The sequence below is a fragment of the Mesorhizobium sp. B2-6-1 genome (assembly GCF_006440475.1).
In the GTDB taxonomy this organism is placed as follows: Bacteria; Pseudomonadota; Alphaproteobacteria; order Rhizobiales; family Rhizobiaceae; genus Mesorhizobium.
Window position 1 is genome coordinate 572522 of the sequence record NZ_VFUH01000002.1, and the last position, 14230, is coordinate 586751.

At 62.3% G+C, this 14230-nt stretch carries 13 protein-coding genes; 10 read left to right on the top strand and 3 right to left on the bottom strand.

The window, feature by feature from the left end:
- Positions 1 to 69: 69 nt before the first annotated feature.
- Positions 70 to 441 (bottom strand): response regulator, encoded by a 372-nt coding sequence (locus FJ443_RS07455; protein ID WP_140663340.1) that lies wholly within the window; start codon positions 439 to 441, stop codon positions 70 to 72.
- Positions 438 to 3545, bottom strand: a complete 3108-nt coding sequence (locus tag FJ443_RS07460) for a CheR family methyltransferase (RefSeq protein WP_140650290.1) — start codon at positions 3543 to 3545, stop codon at positions 438 to 440. Before FJ443_RS07460 ends, FJ443_RS07455 begins: the two co-directional genes overlap by 4 nt.
- Positions 3546 to 3730: 185 nt before the next feature.
- On the opposite strand from FJ443_RS07460, the gene FJ443_RS07465 reads away from it, so the two are divergent.
- Entirely contained in the window at positions 3731 to 4429 is a 699-nt protein-coding gene (locus FJ443_RS07465) for a response regulator (protein WP_224655943.1), read from the top strand.
- 40 nt (positions 4430 to 4469) lie between these two features.
- Here the strand turns inward: FJ443_RS07465 and FJ443_RS07470 are convergent, their stop codons facing one another.
- The gene (locus tag FJ443_RS07470) at positions 4470 to 4742 is read right to left on the bottom strand and encodes a hypothetical protein (protein ID WP_140497420.1); all 273 of its coding nucleotides are present in this window, start codon (positions 4740 to 4742) and stop codon (positions 4470 to 4472) included.
- Positions 4743 to 4958: 216 nt separating this feature from the next.
- Between FJ443_RS07470 and FJ443_RS07475 the strand changes: the two genes are divergently transcribed.
- The 9 genes from FJ443_RS07475 to FJ443_RS07515 all read left to right on the top strand — a co-directional run bounded on the left by FJ443_RS07475 (position 4959) and on the right by FJ443_RS07515 (position 14228).
- On the top strand, positions 4959 to 6065 hold the full coding sequence (locus tag FJ443_RS07475) for an SDR family NAD(P)-dependent oxidoreductase (RefSeq protein WP_140663342.1): 1107 nt from the start codon (positions 4959 to 4961) through the stop codon (positions 6063 to 6065).
- Positions 6062 to 7141: an NAD-dependent epimerase/dehydratase family protein gene (locus FJ443_RS07480; protein WP_140663345.1), complete on the top strand. Its 1080-nt coding sequence runs from the start codon at positions 6062 to 6064 to the stop codon at positions 7139 to 7141. The genes FJ443_RS07475 and FJ443_RS07480 overlap by 4 nt, the downstream gene beginning before the upstream one ends.
- On the top strand, positions 7138 to 8430 hold the full coding sequence (locus FJ443_RS07485) for a TIGR04295 family B12-binding domain-containing radical SAM protein (RefSeq protein ID WP_140497414.1): 1293 nt from the start codon (positions 7138 to 7140) through the stop codon (positions 8428 to 8430). Before FJ443_RS07480 ends, FJ443_RS07485 begins: the two co-directional genes overlap by 4 nt.
- Positions 8415 to 9515: a glycosyltransferase family 4 protein gene (locus FJ443_RS07490; protein ID WP_140663348.1), complete on the top strand. Its 1101-nt coding sequence runs from the start codon at positions 8415 to 8417 to the stop codon at positions 9513 to 9515. The genes FJ443_RS07485 and FJ443_RS07490 overlap by 16 nt, the downstream gene beginning before the upstream one ends.
- Before the next feature lie 2 nt (positions 9516 to 9517).
- Positions 9518 to 10648: a glycosyltransferase gene (locus tag FJ443_RS07495; protein WP_140663350.1), complete on the top strand. Its 1131-nt coding sequence runs from the start codon at positions 9518 to 9520 to the stop codon at positions 10646 to 10648.
- On the top strand, positions 10645 to 11736 hold the full coding sequence (locus FJ443_RS07500) for a glycosyltransferase (RefSeq protein WP_140663352.1): 1092 nt from the start codon (positions 10645 to 10647) through the stop codon (positions 11734 to 11736). Before FJ443_RS07495 ends, FJ443_RS07500 begins: the two co-directional genes overlap by 4 nt.
- Complete coding sequence (locus tag FJ443_RS07505) at positions 11736 to 12839, top strand: glycosyltransferase (protein ID WP_140655449.1); 1104 nt, start codon at positions 11736 to 11738, stop codon at positions 12837 to 12839. Before FJ443_RS07500 ends, FJ443_RS07505 begins: the two co-directional genes overlap by 1 nt.
- A 23-nt stretch (positions 12840 to 12862) precedes the next feature.
- Complete coding sequence (locus tag FJ443_RS07510; RefSeq protein WP_140497404.1) at positions 12863 to 13903, top strand: UDP-glucuronic acid decarboxylase family protein; 1041 nt, start codon at positions 12863 to 12865, stop codon at positions 13901 to 13903.
- A 139-nt stretch (positions 13904 to 14042) separates the two neighbouring features.
- Complete coding sequence (locus tag FJ443_RS07515) at positions 14043 to 14228, top strand: hypothetical protein (protein WP_140497402.1); 186 nt, start codon at positions 14043 to 14045, stop codon at positions 14226 to 14228.
- Positions 14229 to 14230: the final 2 nt, after the last annotated feature.

Sequence of the window (14230 nt, forward strand, 5' to 3'; positions counted from 1 at the left end):
AGCCCAGCACGACTCCGCGACCGACGGACAAGCCCTTGGACTGATCCTGTGGCGCCCTTCGAGTGCCCGTCAACGCGAAACGTCGCGCAGCGACCCCAGGTCGGCCAGCGCAGCCAGGATAGCTGCTTCAGTCGCCGGCTTGGGCACGAATTTGCAGTCGCGAAAGGGTGCCGGTAGGTCGCGCGCGCCAAATCCCGTCATGAGGGCGAAGGGAACACCCTGCGCCTGCAATGTCTCCGCGAGGGGCAGGCTCGTTTCACCGTTCAGCTGAATGTCCAGCAACGCCATGTCGATCTTGTCCGAGCCGACGAGACGAAGCGCCGCGGCTACCGAAGGCGCGGGACCGACCACCTGGTAACCGGCGCTACGCAGGACTAACGCGGTGTCTTCCGCGATTAGCCATTCATCCTCGACAACCAGGACGCGCGGTCCGTCGTTCACGACCCCTCCTTCCGGTTAACGGGAAATGCGATCTGAACGTTGAGGCCTTCCTTGCGAAAAACGGTTTCGACATGGCCGCCAAGCCTGTAGCCGATCTCTCCCTGCAGCAGCGTGAGGCCGAAGCCGCTGCCGACGGGTTCATTGACAGGGGGACCGTCCTTCTCGCGCCAGGTAAGCGTAAACATGTCGTCAGCGATCGACCACATCACCACCACCTTGCCACGAGGTTTGGAAAGAGCGCCATATTTGGCCGCGTTGGTGGCCAGTTCGTGGACGGCCATGCTAAGGGAAAGGCCCTGTTGCGGTCCAAGTTCTATCTCCTGGCCGTTCAGTTCGAACCGTTCAATGCCAAACGGCTCGAGCTCCTGGTGAAGCAGCTCGCTGACCGAAGCTTCCTTCCAGCTTTTCCGGCTCAACAATCCATAGGCCCGCGACATCGCATGCAAGCGTCCGATCAAGGCTTCCGCGAATTCATCCTTCGAGACGGATTTCTCCCGCGTGCGGCTCGCAATGCTGACGATCACCGCCAACATGTTCTTGACCCGGTGGTTGAGCTCAGAGATGAGAACCTGCTGATGTTCTTCCGCCTGAGCCAGAGTGGTGACGTCGACCAGTGTCACGACCACACCCTGAACGCGGTTGCTCTTGTCCCGATAGGGATTGATATGGACCATGTGAAACCGCCCGGCGCTGTCGCGCGCAAGGTGGTGGTTCAGGGTCTCGCCTGTCTCGAACACCTCGGCGATATGCTGCTTCAACTCGGGATACTCCAACTGGCTCGACAGGTCCGTCAGCGGCCGGCCGACGTCGGAGGGTCGCAGACTGAAGAACGACGAAGCCGCGGGCGTGAAGGTCCGCACCACTAGATTGCGATCGAGGAAAATGGTCGCGATCTCCGTGCTTTCGAACAGGTTGCGCAGATCGCTGTTGGCGTGATCGAGTTCCTCGATCTTGTTCGTCAACTCGGCATTGATAGTGTTCAGTTCCTCATTGAGCGACTGCATTTCCTCCTTCGAGGCCTCAAGTTCCTCATTGGTCGACTGGGCCTCCTCGTTGACAGAGACGAGTTCCTCGTTGGACGATTTCACCTCTTCCAGTGCGGTCTCATATTCCTCGATCGTCGATTGCAGGCGCTCCCTCGCATCGCGCAGTTCTCGCTCCAGATCGGCGGTGCTGTCGGTGTCATGGCTGCCGCCTTCGTCTGTGCGGATCTGCGTAGGTCCCGACGGTTCGAACAGGACGAGATAGAGCGGCTCGCCATTGTCGCGTTCCGCCAGCGGCTCAATGGTGAGCTTGATCGGCTGGATCCGCTCATCATCCTCCTCGACCGTGAGATTTTCCCGTATGACGGTCCGGCGCGTCGACGTCGCTTCCCGCAGCGCGGCGCGCAGGTCGAGTCGCAGCCCACGGCGCGCCATTGTCAACAGTTGCCGGCTGGGAATGCCTTGCGGCGCTTCGAGATATTTGCCGGTGCGAGCTGAGTAGTAGACGACATCGCCCTCGGCGTTGACCAGCACATGCGGGGGGGCGAAGCGCTCCAGCACCTGCGCCTCGACCGCCTGGCGTAGGGGATAACCGGCGGCTCCCTTCCTCAAGCCAGTGCTCTCGGACGGGAATGCACCTGAACGGCCATCGCCGATCAGGGCCGGCAGCCTGACATGCGGCGAGGCATGCTCCCGCGCCTGGAAGATGCGATGTTTCTTGTCGACGGTAGCGAACAGATCGTCGTTCTGTCCGACGCTCTCCGAGGTGCCGAGGAAAAGATAACCGCCGGGCTTCAGGGCGTAATGGAAAATAGGAATGACCCGGTTCTGAATGGCGGGGCCGAAATAGATCAGCAGGTTACGGCACGACACCAGGTCCATGCGTGAGAAAGGCGGGTCGCGAACGACGCTGTGCGGCGAAAAGATGCACAGCTCCCGTATCTCGTTGCTGATGACATAGGTGTCCCCGTCGCCATTGAAAAACCGCTGGCGGCGTTCGGGGGAAAGTCCCTGCAGCAGGGCTTCAGGATAGCGCCCTGCCCGCGCCACCGCCAGCGCCGGTTCGTCGATATCGGTCGCGAATATCTGGATTCGCGGAACGACCGGGAGCTTTTCCACATGTTCGCGCAGCAGGATGCCGATGGAGAACACCTCTTCGCCTGTGGCGCAGCCGGGAATCCACACCCTGATGATGTCGTTGGCGGTCTTGCCTTCGAAGAGTTGCGGTACGATCTTTCGCTCGAGCAGTTCGAAGGCCTCGGGATCGCGAAAGAAGTTGGTGACGTTGATCAGCAGGTCGCGAAAAAGGTTCATCACCTCGCGAGGGTCCTTCTGCAGCCATTCCACGTATGCGCCAATGGATTGCATCTGCGCGATCTGCATGCGCCGCTTGATGCGTCGCAGGAACGTCTTGGTCTTGTAGCCCGAGAAATCATGGCCTGAGTGGCTGCGCAGGATGCCGTAGATCTGGGACAGGACCTTTTCCATACCCGCCGTGCGGACGCTATCCTCCTCCGCCAACCCATTCAACGCGTCGAAGCCGCGCGTGAAGGCTTCCAGTTTCGTGCCGATCTCCTCGGCGGGCGCGGCTATATCGATAAGTCCGCTGGTGATGGCGCTCTGCGGCATATCGGGGTTGCGCGGGCCGTAGCCGTCGGAGATCTGCGCGACGGTGAGCCCGCCATGCTCCTTGATCGCCTTGGCGCCCAAGGTTCCATCGGAATCTCCGCCCGACAGGATGACGCCGACGGCATGTTCGCCCTGGTCTTCGGCAAGTGCGCTGAAGAAGATGTCTATGGGTTTGCGCTCCTGGCTGAACCCATTGGGCCGGCGCAGGCGCAGCATTCCCTTGTCGATGGTCATGGTCACGTTCTGCGGCATGACATAGACGTGGTTTGGTTGAACGATCATGCCGTCCGCCGCGATTTCGACCGCCATTTCGGTGTAGCGGCCGACGACCTCGTGCAACAGGCTCTCTCGCTTGGGGCTGAGATGAGTGATGACGACGAACGCCATGCCGGGCTGATCGGCCATACCCTTGAACAGCCCTTCCATCGCCGGAATCCCGCCGGCGGACGCGCCGACGCCAACGATGGGAAATCTTTTCGACTGGGCTGTCACTGGAAGTTCCCCTTTCGGCACCTGTGTGCGAAATCACTTATGAAGCAGGCGGACAGCAGGTAAGCATAGGCGCGGCGGAGATACGGAACAAGTCGCGACGGATGGCGTTGAATTTGGAGTTCACGTGTTCAATGACCAAACGTCCATTCTGAAACAAAGCTCCCGACGCACATGGAGTCAGCGGCGTGGAATTGCTCGACGATTTCGGCCGGGCTCGTGCCGAAACGCCAGCAGGCTCGGCCAGGGAGACTGTTTCCACGAGATACCGGTCGAGAAAGGATGACGAGGTGCGCGATCTGCAAGGGGTGCATCTTCTGATCGTCGAAGACGAATGGATGGTAGCCGGAGATCTCGCCCGTTATTTCAGCAATATGGGTGCGATCATCCTGGGACCGGCAGCGACGGTCGAACAAGCATCATTGCACACTGAATTGGCCGAGGCTGCCATCCTCGACGTCAACCTCAACGGGCGACGGGTCTTTCCGATCGCGGACGAACTGATGCGCCGCGGCGTGCCGTTCGTGTTTTTCAGCGGTGACAGCGATATCGCCATTCCCGAACATCTCCGGCATGCCAGCAACCTGCGAAAATCCTCGGGCAGCGGGGCTGTATTCAATGCTCTTTTCCCGCCGCAAAGCCCGGCTGCGGCGAGCGGCTTTGTGCCAAGTTCGCCGGACGACGTGTTTTCGCTCCTGCCCAAACTCAGGCTTGCGGCACGTCTGTTGCTGGGGGATGTGGAAGCCTCCGACCGGCTTGTCGAAAGGACGCTCGAGCGAGCGATCCGTGACATCGACCAAAGGCGGATCGGCCAGTCCACCGAAGACTGGCTTAACGCCATCATGCGCGATTTGGCAAAGTCCAGCGGCGCAAGGCTTCTGAACTGAGCCGAACCAGGTTTCCGATTGATCGCCGGCCGGGCCTCGGTCAGCCCTTTTGGTCACGCTCGACGAACTTGTTGAAACGGCTGGTCTGCCCGCCGCCGGTGTTGGCCTGGTAAAGAAAAGCCAGACGGTTCTCATCGAATATCCGAAAGAACTCATCCCATTCGACTGGTTCGAATGCCTCCTCGGGCTCGCCGAAATCGATCCGCAGGATGCCGCCCTCGCCCTTGGTTCGCACCACTGCCGGCCGGCCGTTCCGCTCCTCGGCCCATTTGCGAATCTCTTCGTGATTGGTGGTCGTCTGCGATTGCGACATTGAAATCTCCTTTCAGCCAGCTCTCTCCCCGCGCACGCACCGCGGCAACTGTTGAGCGTCCTAACAGCACACGGCAGGCAATGTTCCAGCACCCGTCGCGTGGTGCGATGCGCCTGCTGTCGAATGAAACCGCCAGGAGAACTTTGTTGATGCGCAGGGAACAAAGCTTTTGCCGAGAAGTTGGGGACGCCGAGGTCACCAGTCCGAGGAGTTGTCGTGAAACGTATACTGGTCACAGGGGGCTGTGGTTTCATTGGTCGCCACGTCGCACAAGAATTCGCCGATCACGGTTATTCGGTTTGCATACTAGATGCATTGCTGGATCAGGTGCATGCCGGCGAAGCGGTCAACCTTCCCGCTGGAGCCGAACTGATCAAGGGCGACGTGCGCGATCGCGAAGCCGTCACCAAGGCGCTGAAGGGCGTCGACGGGGTGGTTCACCTGGCTGCGGAAGTCGGCGTCGGCCAATCCATGTACGAGATCGCCCGCTATGTCGGCGCCAACGATCTCGGCACTGCAACACTGCTCGAGGTGTTGATCAAGCACCCGGTCGAGCGGATCGTCGTCGCGTCTTCGATGAGCGTCTACGGCGAAGGTCTGTATGCCACGCCCGACGGCCGGCGCGTCGGCAACGCCCGGCGCAAGGCCAACGACCTCAAAGGCGGACAATGGAATCCCTTGTCTGCGGACGGTGAACCTCTCTCGCCATTGCCGACAGACGAAGAAAAGCCGATCGATCTCGCCTCCATCTATGCATTGACGAAATATGCCCAGGAACGCGCCGTGCTGATCTTCGGCGAAGCCTATGGCGTCGATGCGGTGGCGCTGCGCCTGTTCAACGTTTTCGGCGCCGGACAGGCGCTTTCAAACCCCTATACCGGCGTGCTGGCCAACTTCGCCTCGCGTCTGGCCAACGGCAAGCGGCCGATGATCTTCGAAGATGGCCAGCAGAAGCGCGATTTCGTTCATGTACGTGACGTCGCCCGCGCTTTTCGCCTGGCGCTGGAGCAACGCCAGGCAAAAGGCCACGTCATCAACATCGGAAGCGGCCGGGCTTATGCGATCCGCGATGTCGCGCGCCTGCTGGCCGAGGCCATGGGAACGCCGGACCGCTCGCCCGAGCTGCTCGGCAAAGCGCGTTCCGGTGACATTCGCAACTGCTTCGCCGACATTTCCAAGGCGCGCGAACTGCTGGGTTTCGAACCAGGGCGGCAGTTGGAGAATTCCCTCGGCGACTTCGTTTCCTGGGTGCGCAACACGATTGCCATCGATCGCGGCGCCGACATGAAACGCGAGCTCGAAGAACGCGGGCTGGTGTCATGAAGCCGGGTAGGCGCAATCGTCGCGAAGCACCTGTCGCCATCGTCGGCGGCAGCGGCTTCATCGGGTCCAATCTTGCCGACAGCCTGTTGTCGGACGGCGAGCCGGTGCTGGTGATCGACAATCTCAGTCGCGCTGGTGTCGAACAGAACCTTGAATGGTTGTCGCACAAGCATGGAAGCCGCCTCACCGTGGAAACCGTCGATGTGCGCGACGCCAACGCCTTGGCTTCGGCCCTCACGGGGTCGAAAGCCATATTCCACCTGGCCGCGCAGACCGCCGTTACCACCAGCCTGGTTCGGCCGGGCGAGGATTTCGACATTAACCTTAGAGGAACTTTCAACGTCCTGGAGGCGGCGCGACAGAGCGGCGAACGAATCCCGGTGATCTTCGCCAGCACCAACAAGGTGTACGGCAGCCTCCCCGACATTGCGGTTCGCCCGGAGGGCGAGCGCTATGTGCCCTGCGACCCTGCGATCCGCACCGAGGGCATCGGCGAGGGCGGCAGCCTGGACTTTTGCACACCCTATGGCTGCTCCAAAGGCGCGGCCGACCAGTACGTGCTCGACTACGCCAAGTCCTATGGCTTGCCGACGGCGGTCCTGCGGATGAGCTGCATCTACGGCCCGCGCCAGTTCGGAACGGAGGACCAGGGCTGGGTTGCGCACTTCCTCCTTTGCGCGCTTTCGGGGCGGCCGATAACCATTTACGGCGACGGCAGGCAGGTGCGCGACATTCTGCACGTCTCCGATGCAGTTGCAGCCTACAGGGCCGTGCTCGACCGGATCGAGACGATCACGGGCCAGGCGTTCAATCTCGGCGGCGGACCGAAAAATGCGCTCAGCCTGCGCATGCTGTTGAGCGAGATCGGCAGCCTGACGGATCGAGCACTGTCGATCCGCTATGAGGCAGAGCGGACGGGCGACCAGCCCTTCTTCGTCGCCGATACGAGAAAGATGCAAACCACGCTTGGCTGGACGGCGCATGTTTCGTGGCGAGAAGGCATCCGCGACCTCGCCGAATGGTTGCAGCGTCACCGGCTCGAACCCCACGCCGAAGCCGAGAGGTACGTCGCATGAAAATCGCGTTGGTCAACCCATTCTGGACCTACGACGACAGCATCTATTTCGGCTGCCGCCAACCGCATCTACCCCTGGAACTCGGCTACTCGAAAGCCTTGCTCGAACGGGCTGGCCATGAGGTGCTGATGCTGGACGGACAGCTTCAGAAGCTTGACAATTCCAGCCTTTCCGAACGGGTGGCCGAGTTCGCGCCGGCAATGACGGTCGTCACCACAGCGCCGACCTATCTGTTCTGGCGCTGCGCGCCGCCGGAATTGCGCGTGCCGGCCGATTTTCTCAACCGCCTTGCCGGGCGGGGCGGGCGCACCGTCGCGGTCGGGCCGCATGGCTCGGCGACACCGGCGCCAACGCTGCGCAAGCTCGGCGTCGACATCATCGTGCGCGGCGAATGCGAGGAGGTCGTGGCCGACCTTGCACGGCGCGATGATTGGAGTGCGGTGTCGTCAACCGCCTACTTTAGCGAAGCAAGGCTGATCTCGAACGGCGGCGTTCACGCCAGTTCGTTCATCGACCATCCGCCGCTCGAATGGCCATCGGACTGGATCGCCGCGCACGCGCACCACCATCACAGGTTCGACGACCACCAGGTGGGGTTCGGCGCGGAAGTCGAGGCGTCGCGCGGCTGCCCTTACAATTGCAGCTTCTGCGCCAAGATGGATTTCCGCGATGCCTATCGCCGCCGAAATCACGAGGCGGTCGTGACGGAAATAGACCGGCTGATCGCCCAAGGTGTCGGCTATATCTACTTCATCGACGAGATTTTCCTGCCGCAGAAAGCCTTGCTAGAGGCACTGGTCGACCGTGACGTGAAATTCGGCGTACAGACCCGCATCGACCTGTGGAAGCCCGAACTGCTGGAATTGCTTGGCGCGGCCGGTTGCGTGTCAATCGAAGCGGGCCTCGAAAGCCTGACAGTGGAGGGCCGGGCCATGCTGGCCAAGCGCTGCCGCCTGGGCACGGAGGAACTCGCCGCGCTGCTCGTCGATGCAAGACGCCATGTTCCGTTCGTCCAGGCCAATCTGATCGGCGTGGTCGAAGATGACCCTGCCCTGGTCGACTACTGGCGAAACCACCTGATCGACAACGGGGTATGGGCCAATGAGCCGGTACCGCTCTATCCCTACCCGAGTTCGCCCAGCTATCGCGAGCTTTGGGGCGAGCCCGATGACATCGCGTGGGAGCGCGCGCATGAACACTATCTCGCCTCGTTCCAAAAATTCAGCGACATCCAGGAGAAGCGCCCGCGTCCGCTGGCGGAACTGGAGGCGACATGTTGCGGACACTGACCCCGCGTTCGCGGCGCATCTTGATGACGGTCGATGCCGTGGGCGGCGTGTGGCGGTACGCGCTTGATCTGGCGCGGGAATTCGTGGATGGCGGGGACAGCGTTTTGCTCGCCGGTCTCGGTCCGGAACCATCCACGCAACAGGCCGAAGAAGCACAGTCCTTGGCGACACTGAGCTGGCTGAACACGCCGCCGGACTGGATGACCCGCAATGCCAGCGACCTCGATGCGTTGCCGGGGGAGCTGCATGCGCCCATTCGTGACCACGCCATCGACCTTGTTCATCTCAATGCGCCGACGCAGGCAGTGGGGCTCGATGCGCCCTGCCCTGTCGTGGTGGTCTCGCATTCCTGCGTGGTCACATGGTTCCATGCCGTCAAGGGACAGGCGGTGGACAGAGCATGGGACTGGCAGAGGCAGCGCAACAGGCGCGGCTTCGACAGGGCCGACGCCGTTATCGCGCCGAGCCACAGCCACGCCGGCATGCTCGAAACCTGCTATGGACAAATCGCGCATCTTAATGTCGTCGCCAACGGCGCCCGCCCGGTAGCGAAAGCCGAAAAGCGTCAACCGCTCGTCTTCGCCGCCGCCCGCTGGTGGGATGAAGCCAAGAACGCCGCGGTGATCGACCAGGCCGCGTCGATAACGCAATGGCCCGTCTTTGCAGCCGGTTCCACGCTAGGTCCGGACGGCCAGCGCGCCGGCTTCAGCCATGCCGTCGCTCTCGGAGCGCTACCGCATGATGAGATGCGCTCCCTGATGGCACGCGCCGGAATCTTCGTGTCGCCATCGCTCTACGAGCCGTTCGGCCTGGCGACGCTGGAAGCGGCCATGTCGGCGACGCCGCTGGTTCTATCCGACATCGCCACCTACCGCGAGTTATGGGACGGGGCCGCGCTATTCTACGACGCGCGCGATCCGCATGATCTCGCCACCTGCATCAACCGTCTCTCCGCGGATGCGCAGCACAGGCGGGAGCTCGGACGGGCAGCCCTGCGCCGGAGCCGCAGGTTTTCGTTGGCGAGGCAGGCAGCGGCCATGCGCGACGTCTACGACAAAGCGGCCTTAGCGATGGCGGAGCGCTGATCATGCGCTTTCTGTTCTATACCCATTCGGTCGTTTCCGACTGGAACCACGGCAACGCACATTTCCTGCGCGGCGTCATGCGGGAGCTGGTCGCACGCCAGCATCAGGCGATCGCGCTGGAGCCGGCGGACGGCTGGAGCCGCTCGAATCTGCTGGCCGAGAAGGGCTCCTTCGCCATCGAGCGCTTCAGGAATGATTTCCCCGAGCTGATGCCGGTGACCTACGATGCCGGCTTTGACCACGAGGCCTGGATCGCCGATGCGGACGTGGTGGTCGTCCATGAATGGACCGAGCCGGACCTCGTCGCGCGCATTGGTCGCGCCAGGGCCAGCGGCGGCAATTTCATCCTCCTGTTTCACGACACCCACCACCGCGCCGTGTCGGCGACCGAGGCGATCTCGGCGCTCCGGCTGGAGCATTACGACGGCGTTCTCGCCTTTGGCGAAGCGTTGCGCGAGAGCTACCTGCGGGCCGGGTGGGGCAAACGCGTCTTCACCTGGCACGAGGCGGCTGACGACCGCCTGTTCAGACCGCATCCTGAGATCCGCCCGACCTCCGATCTGATCTGGATTGGAAACTGGGGCGACGACGAGCGTACCGCGGAGCTCAAGGAATTTCTGATCGAGCCGGTGCACGAACTCGGCCTCGATGCCACCGTTCATGGCGTGCGCTACCCCAGGCAGGCGCTCGCCGATCTCGCAGCCGCCGGCCTGCGCCATGAAGGCTGGATCGCCAATGCCGACGTGCCGAAGGCGTTCGCAGCGCATCGTGTCACGGTGCATGTTCCGCGCCGCCCCTATCGGGAAGGCCTGCCCGGCATTCCGACCATCCGCGTGTTCGAGGCGCTCGCCTGCGGCATTCCGCTGATTTCGGCCCCGTGGTCCGACACCGAGCAACTGTTCAGGCCAGGCGTCGATTTCCTGTTTGCGGACAATGGCTCCCAAATGCGGCGACACCTCCGGGCCGTACTCGGCGACGCGGATTTCGCTGCCTCCCTGGCGGCGTCTGGTCTCGAGACCATCCGCCTGCGGCACACATGCCGGCACCGCGTGGACGAGTTGTTCGGCGTGCTCGCCGAATGCGGACCTCAACACATCACCAATCCGACCGCCGCAAAGGAAGCTGCTGAATGAAGATCGCTTTTTATGGATCGAGCCTGTTGTCGTCCTACTGGAACGGCGCCGCTACCTATTACCGTGGGTTGCTCAAGGCGCTTTCCCAACTCGGCTACGAAATCACCTTCTATGAACCTGACGTCTATGACCGCCGGAACAACCGCGACATCGAGGCGCCGGATTGGTGCGCCGTCGTCGTGTACGAGGCGACCCAGCACGCGCTGATGCAGGTGGCGGCGTGCGCCGCCGAGGCGGATATCGTCGTCAAGGCGAGCGGCGTCGGTTTCGAGGATGAGGCGCTGCTGCGCGCCGTGCTCGATCACGCGCGTCCTGACGCGCTCGTCGTGTTCTGGGACGTGGATGCTCCGGCGACGCTCGGCCAATTGCGCGATGAACCGGACCATCCGCTGCATGCCGCGCTGCGGCAAATCGATCTTGTGTTGACCTATGGCGGCGGCGACCCCGTGGTCTGGGCCTATCGCGCCATGGGAGCGAAGGAATGCGTGCCGATCTACAATGCGCTCGATCCTGAAACGCATCATCCAGTCGCCAGTCAGGCGCGTTTTGCTTGCGACCTCGCTTTCCTCGGAAACCGGCTGCCGGACCGTGAGGCGCGCGTCGAGGCGTTTTTTCTCGATCCGGCCAGCCGTTTGCAGGAGCAGCGTTTCCTGCTTGGCGGATCGGGCTGGGGCGACAAGCCGCTTCCCGCCAATGTCAGTTGGCTCGGCCACGTCGGCACCCGCGACCACAACGCCTTCAACGTCACCCCGAAGGCCGTGTTGAACATCAGCCGCGACAGCATGGCCGCAAACGGCTTTTCGCCCGCCACCCGGGTTTTCGAGGCGGCGGGCGCCGGTGCCTGCCTCATCACGGATGCGTGGCTGGGCGTCGAACTGTTCCTGAAACCCGGCGAGGAGATCCTGGTCGCGCGCGACGGCGGCGATGTCGCCGAAATCATGCGCACCTTGACCCCCAATCGGGCAAAGGCGATCGGCGCGTCCGCGCTGCGCCGCGTCCGCGGTGAACATACCTACGCCATGAGAGCGGCCGTGACCGATACGGTCTTGAGGCGGCACTTCGAGCGCGGGACCGTGGAGGCGGCGTAATGACCAAGCGGCTCAACATCGTCTTTCTCGGCCTGTCCCTCTCCTCGTCCTGGGGAAACGGCCACGCCACGACATTTCGAGGCCTGCTGAAAGGCCTGCATGAACTCGGTCACCGCGTGACCTTCCTGGAGCGCAACGTGCCGTGGTATGCCAATCACCGCGACTTGCGCGATCCCGATTTCTGCACTCTGCGCTACTACGAAACGACGCAGGAGTTACAACAGGACTGGGCACGACGCCTGCAACAGGCCGATGTCGTGGTCGTCGGGTCCTTCGTTCCGGAGGGGCGCGCGGTCATCGACATTGCCGCGGCGCTCTGCAAAGGGGCGCTCTGCTTTTATGACATTGACACGCCGGTGACCCTGGCAAAGCTTTCGACGGATGAATGCGACTATCTTAGTCGGCGCCAGATTCCGTATTTCGATGTCTATTTCTCCTTCACCGGCGGGCCGACGCTTGGCCGACTGGCGCAGGATTTCGGTGCGCGCCGTGCCGAACCGCTCTACTGTTCGGTCGATCCGCAACGGCATCACCGAACCGCCGACCCAGTCGGCTGGGACCTCGGTTATCTCGGCACCTACAGCACCGACCGGCAGGCAACGCTCAACGCGCTGTTGCTCGAGCCCGCACGGCGCATGCCGGAGCGCCGTTTCGTCGTCGCCGGCTCGCAATATCCGTCCGACATCGTCTGGCCTGAGAATGTCGAACGAATCGAACATTTGCCGCCGGCCGACCATGCCGCATTCTATAGCCGCCAGCGCTACACGCTGAACGTCACGCGCAGATCGATGATCGCCGCCGGATGGTCGCCCAGCGTACGGCTTTTCGAGGCTGCCGCTTGCGGCACGCCGATTATCAGCGATCGCTGGCCGGGTCTCGACAGCTTCTTTCCTGCTTCGGCGATCCGCACGGCCGACAAGGCGGATGACATCGTCGATATCCTGCTCAGGGAATCCGAGCGCGCCCGGCTCGCCATGGCCGGCCGGGCGCGCGAACTCGTCCTGGCAGCACATACCGGTGCGGCCAGGGCCCGCGAATTCGTGTCGCTGCTGACACGACCGAGAGCGGCGATGATCGATCTCGATATCGGAACCGCAGCATGACTGAAAGACAGGAGAAAACAGCGATGCGGCAAACAAGAAAAGCGCGAAGGGCGAAGACAGTGCTTGTCGCCGGCGGCGCGGGTTTCCTCGGCTCGCATCTTTGCGAAACGTTGTTCCGCAACGGCTGGCGTGTGATCTGCGTCGACAATTTCCTTACCGGCCGCATGGACAACATCGTCTCGATCATGGACCAGCCGCGCTTCCGGCTGATCGAGCAGGATATCTGCCGGCCGCTGAACCTCGGCGAGCCGGTCGATCGCGTTTTCAACCTGGCATGCGCTGCTTCGCCGCCGCGCTACCAGGCCGATCCGATACACACGACACGCACCTGCGTCATCGGAACGCTCAACCTGCTCGAACTCGCCGCCCGCAACAATGCGCGATTCCTGCAGGCGTCGACAAGTGAAGTTTATGGCGACCCGGAACAACATCCGCAACGGGAAGACTATGTTGGCCATGTGAACTTCACCGGCCCGCGCGCCTGCTACGACGAAGGCAAGCGCACCGCCGAAACGCTTTGCTTCGATTATCTGAGAGCAGCAAAAGCCGATATTCGCGTGGCTCGCATCTTCAATACCTACGGTCCCAGGATGGACCCCGCCGACGGCCGCATCGTCTCGAACCTGATCATGCAGGCGCTTGAGAAGCGCTCGATGACGATATTCGGTGATGGGTTGCAGACAAGGTCCTTCTGCTACGTCTCCGATCTGATCGAAGGTATGATGCGCCTGATGGATCTCGACCCCAATCCCGGAAAACCTGTCAACCTGGGCAATCCCGGAGAATTCACCATCATGCGACTAGCATCCATGGTGAGAGACATGACCGGAACCAAATCGGATCTGAAATTCCTGCCCTTGCCGCAAGACGATCCCCGCCGGAGGCAGCCCGACATCTCGCGTGCGAAGGCGCTGCTCGGCTGGACGCCGAAAGTGCCGCTCAGGCAAGGGCTGATGCAGACGATCGGATACTTCTCCAATCTCGAAACCAGCGGGATCGACGGCCGGATGACAGCTATTGCGACAAACGCAAGATCGGGCAGGTTGCAGAACCTTCCGGCCTGAGGCCAGGCCGCCGCAGCCACGTGTTCCGGTATGACCGCTCAAGCACGGTCATGCCTCCTGCCGCACTTTTGCGGATTGCGCGGAACATCCTGGCAAGCTCGGGGTTTGACGATGAGATCCCGCTATGGAGAACGGACCTGTGCAACCCAAACGATCCGCAAAGGATATCGAGCAGATTGCGGAAAGAGAGACGGCTGCCTTTCTGCGACGGGCCTCCATCACCTATCTCGAGTGCTGCGTCAGCCTAATGATGACGCATCTGCAGCGCGAGGAAGTGGCCACCATTCTCGAACGCGAAGCGGACATGCTGCGGAGACTGGACTGATC

Bases quoted from the DNA above. Each gene is read 5' to 3' on its own strand.
- FJ443_RS07470 (WP_140497420.1), bottom strand. From the start codon at position 4,742: ATGTCGCAATCGCAGACGACCACCAATCACGAAGAGATTCGCAAATGG.
- FJ443_RS07480 (WP_140663345.1), top strand. From the start codon at position 6,062: ATGAAGCCGGGTAGGCGCAATCGTCGCGAAGCACCTGTCGCCATCGTC.
- FJ443_RS07485 (WP_140497414.1), top strand. From the start codon at position 7,138: ATGAAAATCGCGTTGGTCAACCCATTCTGGACCTACGACGACAGCATC.
- FJ443_RS07490 (WP_140663348.1), top strand. From the start codon at position 8,415: ATGTTGCGGACACTGACCCCGCGTTCGCGGCGCATCTTGATGACGGTC.
- FJ443_RS07495 (WP_140663350.1), top strand. From the start codon at position 9,518: ATGCGCTTTCTGTTCTATACCCATTCGGTCGTTTCCGACTGGAACCAC.
- FJ443_RS07500 (WP_140663352.1), top strand. From the start codon at position 10,645: ATGAAGATCGCTTTTTATGGATCGAGCCTGTTGTCGTCCTACTGGAAC.
- FJ443_RS07505 (WP_140655449.1), top strand. From the start codon at position 11,736: ATGACCAAGCGGCTCAACATCGTCTTTCTCGGCCTGTCCCTCTCCTCG.
- FJ443_RS07510 (WP_140497404.1), top strand. From the start codon at position 12,863: ATGCGGCAAACAAGAAAAGCGCGAAGGGCGAAGACAGTGCTTGTCGCC.